A 16,768-nucleotide genomic window follows, 5' to 3' on the forward strand; every position below is an offset into this window, starting at 1 on the left:
GCGCGGTTTGGTCGAAATCTTGCCGAAATGCCCGTGTAGTGAGAGAAAATTAAAGAGTGGAGTCTAACAAATACAACCTTTACGTGTATAAATTCTGTTGAGCTGCAAATGGCTGGCCAGGATCCTAGATTGAGAGGTGAACCGTTGAAACACGTTCTTGTCATCGATGACGATGTCGCTATGCGGCATCTTATAGTCGAGTATCTTACGATCCATGCCTTTAAGGTGACTGCGGTAGCCGACAGCAAGCAGTTCAATCGTGTACTCTGCTCCGAGACGGTCGATGTCGTGGTCGTCGATCTTAATTTGGGTCGCGAAGATGGGCTTGAAATTGTTCGTAGTCTGGCCACGAAGTCCGATGTTCCAATCATAATTATTAGCGGCGCTCGCCTCGAAGAGGCGGACAAAGTTATTGCGCTCGAGTTGGGAGCAACCGATTTTATTGCCAAGCCTTTTGGGACGCGGGAATTTCTGGCGCGCATCCGTGTTGCGTTACGCGTGCGGCCCAGTGTCGCGCGAACCAAAGATCGACGCTCATTTAGTTTCGCTGACTGGACACTTAATCTCAGGCGACGCCGCTTGATTTCGGAAGAGGGCAGTGAGGTGAAACTCACGGCAGGTGAGTTTAATCTCCTGGTTGCTTTCCTGGAGAAGCCGCGCGACGTCCTATCCCGGGAGCAGCTTCTGATCGCCAGTCGGGTACGCGAGGAGGAGGTGTATGACAGAAGTATTGATGTCCTCATTTTGCGGCTGCGCCGGAAGCTTGAGGGGGATCCGACGACCCCTCAGTTGATCAAGACTGCAAGAGGTGCTGGCTATTTCTTTGACGCTGACGTGGATGTTTCGTACGGGGGTGTGATGGCGGCCTGAGGTAGAGGTGCATTTCGCCTTTAGCAATCTGTTCCCAACGTGAGCAGATTGCTATGCGGCTTGGCAAAGCTGCCTTTCCTCGGTACTATCCGAAAAACTCAGCACTGCGGAGTGATTGGATGGGTCCTATCTTTTGAGAGATCAGCTGTTCGTTGCCTTCTCCCGAGCAAAGAAACATGCAAGCGCTGCGGTAGCCAGCTTGTGGCCGAAAGCCCGGGCGGTCTCCAATCCCAATGGATCAAAGTGATTGCGAGCGGCTTCTATTAGCGAGACCGGGAACATGCGGGAGGTCTGAACGATGATTGATTTTTCGAAAGCTGTGTGAGGGATCGGATAACTCTTCGGAGCCGCACGAAACGATCCATCCGCCAGCATGTTTTCAAAATCGCCAAGCGCACGGCGCAAGATCATTTGTAGCGACTTGGAAGGACTGTATTGCAGGATCAGGTTGTCATATATCTTCGATACTTCAGGCGCGGGCGGGCGCGCTGAAAGGAAGACCTGGATCTTTTCTGGCGCTGTCGTCGAACTCAAAGCATCCACGGTCAGCATCGATTGCTGATCAGAGCTGTGACAACGCTTGGCGGTGGCTGGGGCAGGTCGTCGATCTTCCTCGTCGAGATTTTCAGGCGGCTGCGGCAGGGTCGAGTTTTGGGTGGCAACAGGCAAAGAAGGATGGACGATTTCGGGTCGAGCGGCGGCAAGCCGCCTGGCCTCCCCGACAGACAAAGCGGGTTTGCGAATTCCCATCTTCACCCCTCCAAGGCTTCGCTAACCAATTTGGAGATAGTGACGAGTTCCTCCATGGCGATTCTGAGATTCCGTTCGAGGAGGCGCATTGTCGGATCGGTTCTCATATTCAGCAATGTGAGATGCAACATGCCACGTTCCTTCATCGCGGCAAATGCGTCTCTCTCGTGCATGGGAGACTGTACAACTGGAAGGCTTGCGAGCATGTCCGACATCGCGCGCTGCGATGTGGTCAATCGACCAACCGGCACGCGTTGGCGCAATACGGCTGTCGGAATTGCCAAGTTCTCGCTCAGCAGCAGTTCAATGACATAGCGGTAGGTCGACAATGCTTCATCGATATCGAGCGGAGTTAACATGGTCGGGATCAGAAGCAGGTTTGAGCTGGCAATGATCGTGTTGTTGAGTTCGCTCGAACCACCATGCGTATCGGCCAGCGCATAATCAAATCCCTGGAGTTCGGCGTCCTCATAGGCCGCCTCAAGGAGTGCCATTTCCTCGGCGGCGTAGACTTCGCAGAAGGAGCCCCAGGTATTGCTGCGAAGGGCGTTTTCTTTCCATCGCGTTAGTGGTCGGTTTTCATCAGCGTCGAAGAGAGCCAATCGTTTGCCGTCACTTGCAAAGGCGGCGCAAAGACCCATGAGTGCCGTGGTTTTGCCGGCTCCTCCCTTGAAGGAGCAAAATGTCAGAAGTTTCATGTCCTTATCCTGTCGATTTTGTGAAGCGGAAGTGCGTCTGTACTTTTATTTGTGTGTATGATTTTGCGATAATTCATGAGTAATGTAGTAATTACCTGATTTTATATTTCAATTTTATTGTAATATAATTTCAATTGTAATAATATAAAAATAAATATCCCTTATGTGTTCTTGATTTCGTTTTGTATATGGCTAGATTCCCATCTGCCACGACGAGGAAATGCTACGGCGGGGCAAGTTCAGATCTTTCCGTCTTCTATGGAGGAAGCTATGTCGCAAGGCAGTAGGCCCACCTCAAGTGACATTGCCGTCAACCAGCGCGAATGCGTGAAGGTTGAAGGCTTCAAGGTCGTCAGTACCCGATTAAGATCGGCCGAATATGAGAGTTTTTCTCATCAGGCACGCTTGCTGGGCCTCTCCGACAGCATGGCCATACGGGTTGCGGTGCGCCGCATTGGTGGCTTTCTTGAAATCGACGCAGAGACTCGTCATAGGATGGAGGCCATACTACAATCCATAGGAACACTCTCAAGCAACATTGCCGCGCTGCTATCTGCCTATGCCGAAAATCCGACAATGGATTTGGAGGCTTTGCGAGCTGAACGTATCGCCTTCGGTAAATCTTTCGCTGACCTCGACGGCTTGCTCCGTTCCATTTTGTCCGTATCACGGCGGCGGATCGACGGTTGCTCGCTGCTGAAAGACGCCTTGTAGCACTGACGTAGCACTTGGCGGGGAACATATTCGATGCCCGATCGAGCTCAAGTTATCATTCGCATTGTGCCGGGAGGTGGCACCAAGACCCTTCAACAAATTATCAATCAGTTGGAGTATCTATCCCGGAAGGGCAGGCTGGAGCTGCAGCGTTCAGCCCGACATCTCGATATTCCCCTGCCACCGGATCAAATCCACGAACTTGCCCGAAGCTGGGTTCAAGAGACTGGAACTTATGACGAAAGTCAGCCAGACGAGGAAAGGCAACAGGAGTTGACCACCCATATTATTGTAAGCTTCCCCGCGGGTACAAGCCAGGTAGCGGCTTATGCGGCGAGCCGGGAGTGGGCAGCCGAGATGTTCGGGTCAGGCGCAGGGGGGGGCCGATACAACTATCTTACGGCCTTCCACATCGATCGCGACCACCCACATCTGCATGTCGTCGTCAATCGGCGCGAACTTTTAGGACACGGCTGGCTGAAGATATCTCGGCGCCATCCCCAACTGAATTACGACGCCCTGCGCATAAAGATGGCCGAGATTTCACTTCGTCATGGCATTGCCCTCGATGCGAGCCGACGAGCAGAACGTGGCATCACCGAGCGGCCGATCACTTATGCCCAATATCGGCGCCTTGAGCGGGAGCAGGCTCGCCAAATCCGTTTCGAAGACGCGGATTTGGAACAGTCGTCGCCGCAAGGAGATCATCCAGAATTCAGCCAACCTTTCGATACATCCCCATTTGAAGCATCCGCGGGCGGACCGGAGGACATGCCTCGGCCCAACAATCGGCAGAATGAGTCGCAAGTTCATCTCCAGGAGCCAGCTGGTGTCAGCAACGAAGCCGGTGTCCTTGTGCGGGTTGCATTGGAGACGGAGCGCCTTGCTCAACCATTCGTTTCCGAAACCATTCTCGCGGACGACATAGGGAGCGGCTCTTCGCGTGTTGCCGAGGGCCGTGTGGAGAGCGCAAACCGCACTCCCGATATTCCTCGCGCAGCAACTGAAGCTGCCACGCACACGACACACGACCGGCAGCGGCGTGCAAAGCGTCCTCATGATGACGACGGAGGGCCGAGTGGAGCAAAACGTGTGACATTGGAAGGCATCGCGGTTGGGCCCCAGGCGAACGCCGGCGAACAGGATGGCAGTAGTGGCCCCTTAGTACGGCAAGCTGGAACGTCTCGGCCATCTCCACCGACGGCCACGACGCGGGCCAGCACCGCAACCGATTCATTGTCTGCTACAGCCCACCTCCAGCAACGGAGAGGTGTCCCTTCAAAGCGTCCGCGTGAAGATGATGATGGAGAACCGAGTGAACGCAAACGCGAGAGAGATGAGCGCAGCAAGGACGGGCGTGGGGGAAATAGGAGATAGAGAAGGACCGAGTGATGGCAAATGAAGAGTTCACCAGACACTATGCGTGGCCCGTTCCTGTGGCTTCGAATGATGAAGGGCGTGGGACCGCGCGGATCCCCATCCAGGCACAATCAATCGTTGCTGGAGAAGACGGTCGGGACACTTCGGTCCCAACGGCTTTGTCGCGACCGCCAATTGAAGATATGCCGCACGGCGTCCAAGAAACATCGGCGAGTGGCGGACGACTGGGAGCGGCCCGTCTGCGGGATCCCGTAATCCCGCCAGGAATATCCGAAGCCCGCACGGACCTATCCGCAATTTTGCGGAAAAAAAGCGGTTCTTTCCGCACCGGTATGCAGTATCTGCGTGAGCTTGAACGGGAAAATCTTGATAAACAAGACAGGGAAGCCAGTGCGTTGCCAGATTTAAGTGCAAGGGGCATAAAGCGACCGCGCGAAATTGAGTATCCCGGCAATGCAAGCGGATTAACCATAAAGAGGCAAGACGGCTTAGGCATAGAGATCAATACTATCTCGGCATCTTCGCCCGTGAACCGGGCCGCGCATTCGTCGAACTGGCAAGGCGCGCCGGAACCGGGCGTGTACAATGTTCAGCCATCGGCAGATAGAGCACAGAAATCTGCGCAGGAAAGTTCGACGTTTCCCGATGGCACTCCTGTTTCCGCTCTCTATTCAGGCCCACTCGCAGAATGGTTCGAGAGGGATACTGGCAGCGAGACGACCAGGAATTCAGGCAACACCATTTCGTCACCGCTCCGAGGGCTGGAGGAGTTCGGCGATTCCGCGGACAGCCGGTATCTTGGGCGCGAAGCTCAGAGTCTTTCAGTTACCGTAACAACGCCTAATTCGAATGCTGAGGCAAGTTCTCATAGCGCACACACTGAAACTCTCGACGATGTCAGCAGTGACCGCTCGAGCGAACAGGGGAGGGGTGCCCTTGGCGCCGCAATCCTTGGATCCCATCATGACCTTTCACCGCGTGCGCAGAAGTTATCACAAACAAACCGCGATTCCCCTGAACTGACCGACGCCGACCTGGCAAAAGTCGATGCGGTGTTCGAATCTCTCTCCAAGGGGCCCCCGGCCGGGGAGAGCGCCGCACCGGACTTTCGTGAGCGCGGACCAGGCGGCGCTTTCCAGAAAGAAGGCGTGTCCGACAGGGCGAACGGGGTGCCCACTAACTGGGAGGTACCTTTTGGTCGCGGTGGCGGGCATTCACCGCAAGCGCTGAGGTCCTCAGGAGTGGAGCTCGATGACTTCCCTGATTTCACCGAGGCCGAACTGGCAAAAATCGACGCACTAGTCGAATCTCACTCCAACAGATCTTTATCAGTGCGAAATATAGTACCAGATTTGCGCGGAGCGGGAGCAGACAACGTTTTCCGGAAAGAAGGCGTTGTCGAACGCGCGGAGAAGATGCCGATCGATAGTGTGAGTCTTACCAGACTGAATGGCGAGCGTTCACGTTCACCGAAGACATCGCAAGCAAGCCTTGACGATTTCCCCGATCTAACCGATGCCGATCTGGCCCATATCGAAGAGTCGGAGCGGATCGCAAGAACTGCTGTTGAAAAGGGGAAGCAAAAAATCTCGACCGAAGCCGATACGCGGTTTGATTTGGGCAACTCTTCTGCACCCCGGGTTAGCCCTCGATCGGTTACCCCGTTGGTTCCCAATGCCAATCAGCCGATTACATCGTGGTTCTACGAGGCACAAAAGACTTGTGACAAATTGGTAGAGAACACTTACGTGAAGCCGGCCGTTGACAGTTCTAGGGCGCGAAATGACGTCGAAAACACCGCTGCCAGGCTTGGTGACCCTGCTCCTGCTTTGGGGCATGACAATCTTGGTAGAACTCGCGCGTTAACGCCCGTTCGCGACGTGATGTCTAGACCCAGCGCGGACCGACAACTGGCTAGTCATGCGGCAGAACATTCGGCAATAGACGACATTTGGAAACGGGATGACCGTGATCGCAGGACACACCCTTATAGAGGATTGGATTCGCGTTCACGTGAAGGTTACGGGCGGTAAAGGCTGTGTTGTTCGCAGCAACACCCAAATCAAAAGCCCTATTTGCGATCGATCGAAGAATCTCGGTGAAGTGATGAATTCGAGCAAGACCACGCCCCAGCGTTTAGCTGTCAGCATCGTATGTTCGCTGGCAGCCGGTTTTTGCGCGGCAAGTCTCTATGTAACATTTCGCCATGGTTTCAATGGCGAAGCGATGATGACGTTTAGCGTCTTCGCCTTTTGGTACGAGACCCCGCTCTATATGGGTCATGCGACCCCCGTCTTCTATTGCGGTTTAGCCATTGTCGTCTCGACGTCTATTGTTGTGCTGTTAAGCCAACTTATCATATCGTTTCGCAATCACGAGCATCATGGCACGGCTCGTTGGGCGGGATTTGGCGAAATGCGGCACGCCGGTTACCTGCAGCGCTATAATGGTATCAAGGGGCCGATCTTTGGCAAGACGTGTGGCCCTCGTTGGTTCGGCAGCTATCTGACCAATGGCGAACAGCCTCACAGTCTTGTTGTCGCGCCAACGCGCGCCGGCAAAGGCGTTGGCGTCGTTATTCCGACGCTCCTAACCTTCAAGGGTTCGGTGATAGCCCTCGACGTCAAAGGCGAGCTTTTTGAGCTGACTTCCAGAGCACGCAAAGCGGGCGGCGACGCCGTTTTCAAGTTCTCACCTCTGGATCCAGAGCGACGGACTCATTGTTACAATCCCGTCCTCGATATTGCAGCTTTACCGCCCGAGCGGCAGTTTACCGAGACGCGCCGCCTCGCCGCAAACCTCATCACGGCCAAAGGCAAGGGAGCGGAAGGCTTTATCGACGGCGCGCGGGACCTTTTCGTTGCGGGCATCCTTACCTGTATTGAGCGCGGTACGCCAACAATTGGTGCGGTCTACGACTTATTTGCTCAACCTGGAGAGAAGTACAAACTTTTTGCGGACCTCGCGGAAGAAAGCCGAAATAAAGAGGCTCAGCGTATTTTCGACAATATGGCGGGTAACGACACGAAAATTTTGACTTCTTATACATCAGTGCTCGGCGACGGCGGACTTAACCTGTGGGCTGATCCATTGGTTAAAGCAGCGACAAGTCGATCAGATTTTTCCGTCTATGATCTGCGTCGGAAGAGGACCTGCGTCTATCTTTGCGTCAGCCCCAACGACCTCGAGGTCGTGGCGCCATTGATGCGCCTCCTTTTTCAGCAGGTCGTGTCAATTCTGCAGCGATCACTGCCAGGTAAAGATGAGCGGCATGAAGTTTTGTTTCTCCTTGACGAATTTAAACACCTGGGGAAGCTTGAGGCAATCGAGACCGCGATTACAACCATCGCCGGTTACAAAGGCCGCTTCATGTTTATTATTCAGAGTCTCTCGGCCTTGACGGGCACCTACGATGACGCGGGCAAACAAAACTTTCTCAGTAACACTGGCGTGCAAGTATTTATGGCCACGGCCGACGACGAAACACCGACCTATATCTCAAAAGCTATCGGCGACTATACGTTCAAGGCGCGTTCGACCTCATACAGTCAAGCCCGAATGTTCGATCATAACATCCAGATTTCCGATCAGGGGGCGCCGCTTTTGCGCCCCGAACAAGTGCGCTTGCTTGACGATAACAATGAAATCGTCCTTATTAAAGGGCATCCGCCTCTCAAACTACGAAAGGTGCGATATTATTCCGATCGTATGCTGAGGCGCCTTTTCGAATGCCAAATTGGCGCCCTCCCTGAGCCCGCATCTTTGATGCTTTCGGAAGGTGTCCATCGGGATGGGCAAGACCTCAGTCAACAAGCCGCCGTCACGGAGGCGCAGGGCTTAGGTGCCATCGATTCGATACCTAATAATATGGAAGCCGCTACACCGCAAAACAGTGAAATGGATGACGAGCAGGACAGCCTCCCAACTGGAATTGACGTCCCCCAGGGCCTTATTGAAAGCGATGAGGTGAAAGAAGACGCCGGTGGCGTGGTGCCAGATTTCGGTGTTTCAGCTGAAATGGCTCCAGCTATGATTGCACAACAGCAGCTGCTGGAGCAGATCATTGCGCTTCAGCAACGATATGGACCCGCGTCCTCGCACTCGGTGAAATGACTTCAAGCTGCCTTTCACATTGGAATCATTCGATGCGGGGCGTCGTCAGATATTCCGGTTGTATCGAATGCGGAGCTAGACCCCGAGGTTGCCGATTAAGCAGATATCGCCATGAGACCTTCAGGAAACCCGAACGTCGATCTTAGCGGTTCGACTGCATCGCTTGCCGAAGTTCCCGCCGGAGCTACCCCTGTCCTTAATCTAATCGAGCCCAGGAACCGTCCGGCTGACGACTCGCTTGAGGGCCAAACCGATCGCGGCGAGCATCCATCTGCATCATTTGACTATGATGGCATGAAGCTTGGCGCCGCGGAGCGTGAAGCATACGAGAACTGGTGTCCATCGAACCGGCCTACATGGAAAGATCTGGTACTCAGGGCGCGCCTTGATGCAATCGACAGTTCCGCTTGGCTCCCCGATTTGGGCGAGGAGTCGCCTTTGATCTTCAGATATGAAGGGATTCCGCTGGGTGAGGGGGAACGGCAAGCCTACAAAGAATGGCAAGAGGAGGCTCAGCCCACATGGGAAGACCTCGTTGTCAACGCACGAATGGCGGTACCTGATCCTTGTGCTGACGTTGCAGACGAGCACAATCCCCTCAAAGAAGGCGAGGAGTTTCGGTCTGAAGCGTCGAAACGCAAGCGGAAAAAACCGATCGACCAGGACGAGAATTCTCCTACATCGTTTTACTATGACGGGATGAGGCTCGGAGAACCCGAGCGCGAGGCATATGATAACTGGGGCAACGCGGAGCCGCCCACGTGGAAAGACCTGGTACTTAAGGCGCGCCTTGATGCAATTGACAGCTCCGCCTGGCTCTTTGCTTCAGAAGGGTCTTCCTCGACTTTTGAGTATGAGGGAATTCCACTGGGTGAGGGGGAACGGCAAGCCTACAAAGAATGGCAAGAGGACGCTCAGCCCACGTGGGAGGACCTCGTCATTAATGCACGCATGGCAGAACTCGACCATCCTTCTTGGATTACAGACGAGCACAATTCCCTTGAAGAAAACTTAGAGTTTCGGCCCGATGCAAGACAGGCCAGCCTGAAGGACTCGACCGACCAGCGGAAGAGTTCTTCCGCGTCATTTATCTATGATGGAATGAAGCTCGGGGAACCCGAGCATGCTGCATACGAGAACTGGAGCAAACCGGAACGACCGTCATGGGAAGCCCTCATCCTAGATGCGCGCCAGGCTTCCATAGCAAGCTCTTCGGTTTCGAATTCGTTACTTGCAAAGACATCCTCGCCAGTCTTTCTATACGAGGGAATGTCGCTAGGGGATGCGGAACGTCAAGCGTATGGAAGGTGGAGGCAGCCTGCCCAACCGCGATGGCAAAATCTTGTGGTGAACGCGCGCCTTGCGGATCTTGATCCGTTGGCCTGGATTCCCGATGAACATGATCCGTTTGCGGAAGCCGAGGCGCTTAGCCCCACTTCGCAATCGAGTGGCGCCAACAAGTCCAACCGCGCTTTGGGTAATCAATCAGATTCAGGCCGGCCCGCCTTCGCATATCTGGCAGCACAAGAGGCGAGTCACCTGCAATCACCGGCATGCTCACAATTGGAAACGAGGCGTGCATTAAATTTCGGGTCGCCTGGACCGGATGCAAATCCAACGGAAAGCATCGCCAAATGTAATCGTTTGGATGGCGTCAGTAAAATTAAGCGATTAGGCACCAAAGGCCGCCGGGCAGTAAACGCGACTATTCACGGCGGCAAGTTCGGTGCGCAAGGACTGTTGTCCGAAGATTGCGGACAAGCGGCTGAGCCCTCTCCGTCGGAACAAACTACTCGGCCGCGAACCGATAATATTGGTACCTATGCAAGCCGGAAAAACGAACGAGCTCGGCTGGCTACAGAGACCGGGAAATACGAATCGGAGCACATTTTCGGATTTAAGGTCGTCCACGATACTTTGCGGGCGACCAAAGAAGGCCGTCGTCTCGAAAGGCCAATGCCGGCATACCTCGAATACAAGGAGCTTCATCGGCAACACGTAGGGACAGGAAGAGGACGGACTGGACTGGTCGGGCGCGGATGGCCAGATGATGCGAGCTATCGCGCAGATCAAAGGGCAACCCTGTCGGACCCTGTTGCGTCCGCGGAAGGTGCAACAGCTTCAAATGGGTACCAGTTGAACCAGCTGGGCTACGCGCACCAGCTCGCCACCCATGGTCTCCAAAGTGAAACGCCCGATGGGGTTACCATGCCAATTCAAGTTGCGACAATTAGCTACAACTATACAGTGAGTCGTGATCCGGTCCTTTCACCACCCAGCAAAGAACAAGCGCCCCCATTGCTACACCTTGGGCCTCGTGGGCAAACGGAAGCTGTGCTTGCCCGCGAGACCGCATTGACCGGAAAATGGCCAACTCTCGAGCGTGAGTGTCAAGTGTATCAGCGGTTTTTGGCCCTGTACGACGTAAAGAAGGATCTGGACGCCAAACAACTTGGTGTACGGCAGAAAAAGCAGGCACTCGTTGCGGCGTTGAACCGGACCGCCGGCTTAATTGGCGCGTCACCTTTGGAAGCTCAATCGTCGACCGCTAAGGTTGAATATACTACCGACGAGCCCGATGAACGACGGGTTTATGATCCGCGCGATCGAGGCAGAGACAAAGCGTTCAATCGCTGACAAAGTCGCCTAGACAATGATTGTTACGGACTTCGCAATCGATTTCTTGACAGCAGTGCCATTCAACTTTTGATCCACCATCTGCTTGTCTCGTCCCTGGAAAATAATCGGCGGAGAAACGCACGACAGCTTCTATTGCCAAGCCCCGTGCGATCGATCTCATGGCATATTCCCGTTATGGTCGATTTTTCGAGGGGCCGCGCAACCTCTCTCAGCAAAGATGAAGTTCTCGCGGGTCCGCCATGGGTCTCCAGGAAAATCCTGGGCGTCACGGTCGGTAAAGAATTGAAGACTTTAAGCAAACGCGAGCTTGACGCTCAAAGATTACGCGCCGCGGAACGCGCCCTCGATAAACAAGTCTGGCAGAATCCTCCCGTTAACCCCTCCCGGTCGCAACGAGGAGATGCCAATAGTCATCTTCGAAACGAACGCGATGAGCGGCTAGAGTCGGAGATGACGATCGCGCATCAAGCCGCTTCCGTCTCCGTTGGCGAGGATCGCCAAGCTCTTGATGCCGCTCGATCGACCTTGAATGAACTGCACAACTCGCCATCGTCGGATGATAGGGCAAACTTGAGTTCGCCGAGAGCCGAAATTTGCGACCGTACAACGTATCCGCCGTCTCCATCCCATTGAATACGGATATTCCTGAGCATTGAGGTCCGTGCCAATACGTCTCCGGCAAGAGCTGGAGATTTGGCATGGCGGATGATGAGGGATTTGCTGGGCGCTTTGAGATTGTCGAGGCGCGTCGAGGAATACTATCCCCCTCGACAAGCGAAGAGTCTGATCCGTGGGGTCGAGGCCGTGCAGAACACCGTAAACGCTAACGGCGGGATCCCGAATGACCAGTCATTGTGGCATTCCGAAAGAATTACATTCACACGGCACCGGTTACTCGATCACTATCTCCTGCGGCCTTATTCGATAAAGTCGTGCTAACTCCGTGACTTGGCAAGAATTACATATGAAACGCGATATTCGTTTAATGACGGAGGCTCGGATGGTAGATTCACCGAAGGCTCAATTCTATTAGGAGTCTTGATTGTGTCCGAAGAGTGACTGCCGCTGCAGCAGCCTAGAAAGCAATGCACGGTGATGATGTTGATCGGACGGCTTTCGTCCCGCCAGGCTACCGGCTGAAGCCGCTTACGTCGATAGTCAAGTTGACCTGGCGGCAAACCGACAACCTCACTGTGTGACTTGTTTTGAGCGACTTTTGGTTCAAGAGAAAGATGAAAACCGTCGACGATTGTGGGCTTCCGGCAAAGCATGCGCCACGTCTGAAGAGAGTTGTGCAGGAGGCCCTACACTCGCACCGGGCCATTCGGGGCCATGAAGATGGAGCAAACCTTAATTTGCACCGATAATTTTCCGTTCGATGGAGTTGGGCTGGGCAGGATCGGAGCGGAAGGCACTAGGAAAAGCGTAATTTCTGTAGGAGAAACAATGATATGGTGATCATCAAGCTAAATGCGAATAAAAACATGCCTGTCTTGGCGGTTGAGAAGCCGCAAGAAATTCACAAAGAGGAGTTGAGCGACCATCACCAGTCAAATGGCTTTACGAGTTTGGATCTCGAAATGATTGAACTGGAGAATTTTGTCCTTCACTGCCCGCTCCCCGAAGAAAACCTAGCCGGCTAAAAGGAGTTAGACGATGGATCCGAAGGCCGAAGGCAATGGTGAAAATATCACTGAGACCGCAGCAGGCAATGTCGAAACTTCTGATTTCGTGAATTTGAAGCGCCAGAAGAGGGAGGGCGTAAATTCCACCGGGATGTCCGAAATTGATATGACGGGTAGCCAAGAAACTCCCGAACACAACATGCACGGAAGCCCGACTCACACGGATGATCTCGGCCCGCGGTTGGATGCGGACATGCTCGATTCTCAGTCAAGTCATGTTTCTAGCAGCGCTCAAGGCAATCGGTCTGAGGTTGAAAATGAGCTATCCAACTTATTCGCGAAGATGGCTTTACCAGGCCATGATCGGCGTACCGACGAGTATATTCTTGTGCGGCAAACCGGACAAGACAAGTTCGCAGGTACTACTAAAGGTAACCTCGATCATCTGCCCACCAAGGCGGAATTCAATGCGAGCTGCCGGCTCTATAGGGATGGAGTCGGCAACTACTATCCCCCGCCCCTCGCATTCGAGAGGATCGATATCCCGGAGCAATTGGCTGCACAATTGCATAACCTGGAGCCAAGAGAACAGAGTAAACAGTGTTTTCAGTACAAGTTGGAAGTCTGGAATCGCGCTCACGCAGAGATGGGCATCACTGGCACCGACATCTTCTATCAAACAGACAAGAATATTAAGCTCGACCGAAATTATAAATTGAGGCCTGAGGATAGATATATACAAACAGAGAAATACGGGCGCAGAGAAATTCAAAAACGCTATGAGCACCAGTTTCAAGCTGGTTCACTGCTGCCGGATATCTTAATCAAGACCCCGCAAAATGATATACATTTCTCGTACAGGTTTGCGGGCGACGCTTACGCTAACAAGCGATTTGAGGAATTCGAACGCGCAATCAAAACTAAATACGGTAGCGATACCGAGATCAAGCTCAAATCCAAATCTGGGATTATGCATGACTCCAAATATTTGGAATCATGGGAGCGGGGCAGTGCGGATATCCGTTTCGCAGAGTTCGCCGGCGAGAATCGAGCTCACAACAAGCAGTTTCCGGCTGCGACTGTGAATATGGGAAGGCAGCCAGATGGCCAGGGAGGCATGACTCGCGATCGCCATGTAAGCGTTGACTACCTATTGCAAAACCTACCCAACTCCCCTTGGACGCAAGCCTTGAAAGAGGGAAAGTTGTGGGATCGAGTTCAGGTCCTTGCTCGCGACGGAAACCGTTACATGTCACCTTCAAGACTGGAATATTCCGACCCCGAACACTTTACCCAACTGATGGATAAAGTTGGTCTGCCCGTGTCGATGGGTCGGCAAAGTCATGCGAATAGTGTCAAGTTTGAGCAGTTTGACAGACAGGCAGCGGTTATTGTTGCGGATGGCCCGAACTTACGTGAGGTTCCAGATTTGTCCCCGGAAAAGTTGCAACAACTGTCTCAAAAAGATGTCCTGATAGCGGATCGCAATGAAAAGGGGCAAAGAACCGGCACTTACACTAATGTTGTGGAATATGAGCGCCTGATGATGAAATTACCGAGCGACGCAGCGCAGCTTCTCGCTGAACCGTCCGATAGATATTCACGTGCTTTTGTCCGGCCGGAGCCAGCATTGCCCCCCATCAGTGACAGCCGGCGGACTTATGAAAGCCGACCGCGCGGCCCAACCGTAAACAGTCTGTAGATTTCCTGATACCGCGTCAGTGACGAAGCCCTTTAGTTCAAAATATGCATTTGAAAGGATTCAACAATGGTCGACACGACGAAGAAGAGTGTCGCGAAGTCGCTTACGGCTGACATGCGCCGTTCTGCTAAGCGGCTTTCTAAGCAAATGCGTAAAGCCTCGCTTACTGAAGAGGAGGCAACAAGGAATCTAGCCCGGCTCGAAACGCCGGACCAGAAGCGAAAATATGTCGCCGATATGCAGACAATCGACAAGCTGGAAGACGGCTTTCGAGGCGAAATAAGCTATAAAATGCTTGGAAATAAACAGCTTCGGGTCGACAGCCCAAAAGAATTAACGCGCGAGCATGGTATAATAAGAAAAACAAGAAAGGTTCTGAAGCGTAACGCAGAGACTGGCAATGTTTACTTGGGTCTCCACGAAAAGAAGACCTGGAGGAGCGTTAGCAGCCATCTTTATGCCGAGGACGGTACACTTCGCGCGAAGCATGTGAAATACAAAGACGGACGCTTTGAAGAAAAATGGGAACGAGACGAAAATGGCCTGCTGTTCCGCACGCAGTTTGTCAACCGAAATCGGCTATTTCAACCTATTTCCGAGAAGGTCAGCACACCCTACCGGAGCGGACCGGAAAACCGGCTCTTTCGTGAACTAACCCGTCGAAAAGGTTCCAAGCAGGAAACTTTTGAGCGGGACGAAAAAGGCAACCTCGAGCTCATCGGCAGCAAACGTCTCGGCTTTTCCAAGAATTCGACGAAAGCCGTGGATCGTCAGACCTCTCAGACGACAATTCGAAAACTTGGTGGCGCATTCAGCAAATCTTATAGATCCCTGCTAGACACAGAGGGCAACGAACTTGGCCGAGATATATCGAGTCATCGACGGCTCTTCAACAAGCGATCGGCTGTCTACGATGAGGCTAGCGGGCAATTGACGAGCACCAAGCATACGTTCGGTAAGATCTACAAGAGTGAAACAGCGTATTTGAACGCTGATATCAAAAAAGTCTCAAAAAAGATACTCGGCGTGACGGTTCGTCGGAAACTGACGACGCTAAGTGAACAAGAACACGACGCTCAGAAGCTGCGAAATTCGGAATCCATTGAGCATAGGAAGGCTTGGCAAGAGCGCGCAGTTATCCCTAGATCGCCTCCACGGGAGACGGCAAATGTGGATTCGGCGCCGCAGTCGCATCTGGTCAACTCTCTTAGAGACGGCCGTCGTGATGAGGCTGAGCCTAGGGTTGTGCCTGCAAAAGACCGACGATTTGATGGCGTTATACAAAATTCACCCTTGTTTCGGCAACCGAACTCCGAGCGACGGGTCGGTTCCCAAACACTACCTCCATCGTCAAATGTGCGTGCCTCAGATCCAGTTTTTCCAAGGGAAGGCGCTAAGTCGGAAAAAGGGCCAGTGGCGGTCAATCTCCAGCGTGATAATGAAAGGGAAAAGCAAGAGGAAAAAAACCTCAGTGAGAGGCGGGGAAATCTCTTCCGGTCAAGCCGGTCAATAACAGAGATGTCGTTTCCCGGATCGCCGGAAAGAATAACGATGTTAGGTTCGCGGCGGGCCTCGATAAACCCATCCGCCGATCCGCAATCGCCGGTCGGCAGAACGGATTCCCAAGCGCCGCCGATGTCCTTATTTCCGATCAATAATCATCAGTCGGATCCAAACGAGCAAGAGCTCTTGAGTTTCCTGCATAGCGTGCCAGTCCCGCCGCCTTTGGAAGTACATGGCGCACCAGGCGGGCGTGTTGAGGACAGCCTCCGTGGAGCTTCCGGAGACAGCCTGGTGCGAACGAGTTCAGTGTCGGAGAGTGTGTTCGATGAACATTCGCAAGGGCCTTTGGAACGCGATCACTCGACCAATGCGACAAGTGAGCGCTTTGATCCGCAGGCTTTGTTTGGCGAACCGGGCTTGTCGCGCGTCTCAGAAACACGACCAGAACTCTCGATGCAAGGCGACCATTTGACAAATTCGGAACAGCAAGCGTTACTGAATGAACTGCTTAGTGTGCCATTACCGGGTCCTTTGCCGAAGGCGGATCATGAGCGACCGAGGGTTTTGGAAAGCTCACGGAGCCGAGAGCGCTCCATGTCAGGAGGGCTTTCACTTTAGAATGAAATTACCGATTCAAGTGTCCACCCAGTGGCTTGATTGAAACAGGCCAAGATGTGCGGAACACACCACTTCGAGGTGGTGCTCGAGGAATAGTTCAGAGTTGTGACATCCCGCTGCGCAGCCTCTACGCATATTAGATGACTCTGCGAGAA

12 protein-coding genes and 1 pseudogene are annotated in these 16,768 nt (G+C 53.4%); 11 read left to right on the plus strand and 2 right to left on the minus strand.

What is annotated here, in order from left to right; translation table 11 throughout:
- Positions 1 to 108: 108 nt before the first annotated feature.
- Positions 109 to 870 (plus strand): two-component system response regulator VirG, encoded by a 762-nt coding sequence (virG, locus tag FY156_29755; GenBank protein ID UXS05734.1) that lies wholly within the window; start codon positions 109 to 111, stop codon positions 868 to 870.
- A gap of 141 nt (positions 871 to 1,011) precedes the next feature.
- Here the strand turns inward: virG and FY156_29760 are convergent, their stop codons facing one another.
- Together FY156_29760 and FY156_29765 are read right to left on the minus strand one after the other, a co-directional pair.
- Positions 1,012 to 1,620 (minus strand): conjugal transfer protein VirC2, encoded by a 609-nt coding sequence (locus FY156_29760; GenBank protein ID UXS05735.1) that lies wholly within the window; start codon positions 1,618 to 1,620, stop codon positions 1,012 to 1,014.
- Between the two features lie 2 nt (positions 1,621 to 1,622).
- On the minus strand, positions 1,623 to 2,318 hold the full coding sequence (locus tag FY156_29765) for a conjugal transfer ATPase VirC1 (GenBank protein ID UXS05736.1): 696 nt from the start codon (positions 2,316 to 2,318) through the stop codon (positions 1,623 to 1,625).
- Positions 2,319 to 2,588: 270 nt separating this feature from the next.
- On the opposite strand from FY156_29765, the gene FY156_29770 reads away from it, so the two are divergent.
- The 10 genes and pseudogenes from FY156_29770 to FY156_29815 all read left to right on the plus strand — a co-directional run bounded on the left by FY156_29770 (position 2,589) and on the right by FY156_29815 (position 16,613).
- A complete protein-coding gene (locus FY156_29770) occupies positions 2,589 to 3,032 on the plus strand; it encodes a T-DNA border endonuclease VirD1 (protein UXS05737.1) in 444 nt (147 codons plus the stop codon).
- A 33-nt stretch (positions 3,033 to 3,065) separates the two neighbouring features.
- The gene (locus tag FY156_29775; GenBank protein ID UXS05738.1) at positions 3,066 to 4,409 is read left to right on the plus strand and encodes a T-DNA border endonuclease VirD2; all 1,344 of its coding nucleotides are present in this window, start codon (positions 3,066 to 3,068) and stop codon (positions 4,407 to 4,409) included.
- 14 nt (positions 4,410 to 4,423) lie between these two features.
- Positions 4,424 to 6,445 (plus strand): protein virD3, encoded by a 2,022-nt coding sequence (locus FY156_29780; GenBank protein ID UXS05739.1) that lies wholly within the window; start codon positions 4,424 to 4,426, stop codon positions 6,443 to 6,445.
- Positions 6,446 to 6,518: 73 nt separating this feature from the next.
- Positions 6,519 to 8,525: a type IV secretion system ATPase VirD4 gene (gene virD4 / locus FY156_29785; GenBank protein UXS05791.1), complete on the plus strand. Its 2,007-nt coding sequence runs from the start codon at positions 6,519 to 6,521 to the stop codon at positions 8,523 to 8,525.
- Between the two features lie 111 nt (positions 8,526 to 8,636).
- The gene (locus tag FY156_29790; protein ID UXS05740.1) at positions 8,637 to 11,162 is read left to right on the plus strand and encodes a virA/G regulated protein; all 2,526 of its coding nucleotides are present in this window, start codon (positions 8,637 to 8,639) and stop codon (positions 11,160 to 11,162) included.
- A 69-nt stretch (positions 11,163 to 11,231) separates the two neighbouring features.
- A complete protein-coding gene (locus FY156_29795; protein ID UXS05741.1) occupies positions 11,232 to 11,798 on the plus strand; it encodes a virA/G regulated protein in 567 nt (188 codons plus the stop codon).
- A gap of 452 nt (positions 11,799 to 12,250) precedes the next feature.
- A pseudogene (virE3, locus tag FY156_29800) lies at positions 12,251 to 12,501 on the plus strand (VirE locus virulence protein VirE3).
- A gap of 115 nt (positions 12,502 to 12,616) precedes the next feature.
- Positions 12,617 to 12,808, plus strand: coding sequence for a type IV secretion system effector chaperone VirE1 (locus tag FY156_29805; protein UXS05742.1), 192 nt, complete (start codon positions 12,617 to 12,619; stop codon positions 12,806 to 12,808).
- Positions 12,809 to 12,821: 13 nt separating this feature from the next.
- Positions 12,822 to 14,492 carry a type IV secretion system single-stranded DNA binding effector VirE2 gene (locus FY156_29810; protein ID UXS05743.1) on the plus strand — a complete coding sequence of 557 codons (1,671 nt, stop codon included), beginning with the start codon at positions 12,822 to 12,824 and terminating at the stop codon, positions 14,490 to 14,492.
- A gap of 66 nt (positions 14,493 to 14,558) precedes the next feature.
- Positions 14,559 to 16,613 (plus strand): virA/G regulated protein, encoded by a 2,055-nt coding sequence (locus FY156_29815; GenBank protein UXS05744.1) that lies wholly within the window; start codon positions 14,559 to 14,561, stop codon positions 16,611 to 16,613.
- Positions 16,614 to 16,768: the final 155 nt, after the last annotated feature.

The organism is Agrobacterium tumefaciens (assembly GCA_025559845.1).
Taxonomy (GTDB): Bacteria; Pseudomonadota; Alphaproteobacteria; order Rhizobiales; family Rhizobiaceae; genus Agrobacterium.

What these genes read in the sequence shown, in the direction of transcription:
- virG (UXS05734.1), top strand. Translation starts at nt 109, where the DNA reads ATGGCTGGCCAGGATCCTAGATTGAGAGGTGAACCGTTGAAACACGTT.
- FY156_29760 (UXS05735.1), bottom strand. Translation starts at nt 1,620, where the DNA reads ATGGGAATTCGCAAACCCGCTTTGTCTGTCGGGGAGGCCAGGCGGCTT.
- FY156_29765 (UXS05736.1), bottom strand. Translation starts at nt 2,318, where the DNA reads ATGAAACTTCTGACATTTTGCTCCTTCAAGGGAGGAGCCGGCAAAACC.
- FY156_29770 (UXS05737.1), top strand. Translation starts at nt 2,589, where the DNA reads ATGTCGCAAGGCAGTAGGCCCACCTCAAGTGACATTGCCGTCAACCAG.
- FY156_29775 (UXS05738.1), top strand. Translation starts at nt 3,066, where the DNA reads ATGCCCGATCGAGCTCAAGTTATCATTCGCATTGTGCCGGGAGGTGGC.
- FY156_29780 (UXS05739.1), top strand. Translation starts at nt 4,424, where the DNA reads ATGGCAAATGAAGAGTTCACCAGACACTATGCGTGGCCCGTTCCTGTG.
- virD4 (UXS05791.1), top strand. Translation starts at nt 6,519, where the DNA reads ATGAATTCGAGCAAGACCACGCCCCAGCGTTTAGCTGTCAGCATCGTA.
- FY156_29790 (UXS05740.1), top strand. Translation starts at nt 8,637, where the DNA reads ATGAGACCTTCAGGAAACCCGAACGTCGATCTTAGCGGTTCGACTGCA.
- FY156_29805 (UXS05742.1), top strand. Translation starts at nt 12,617, where the DNA reads ATGGTGATCATCAAGCTAAATGCGAATAAAAACATGCCTGTCTTGGCG.
- FY156_29810 (UXS05743.1), top strand. Translation starts at nt 12,822, where the DNA reads ATGGATCCGAAGGCCGAAGGCAATGGTGAAAATATCACTGAGACCGCA.
- FY156_29815 (UXS05744.1), top strand. Translation starts at nt 14,559, where the DNA reads ATGGTCGACACGACGAAGAAGAGTGTCGCGAAGTCGCTTACGGCTGAC.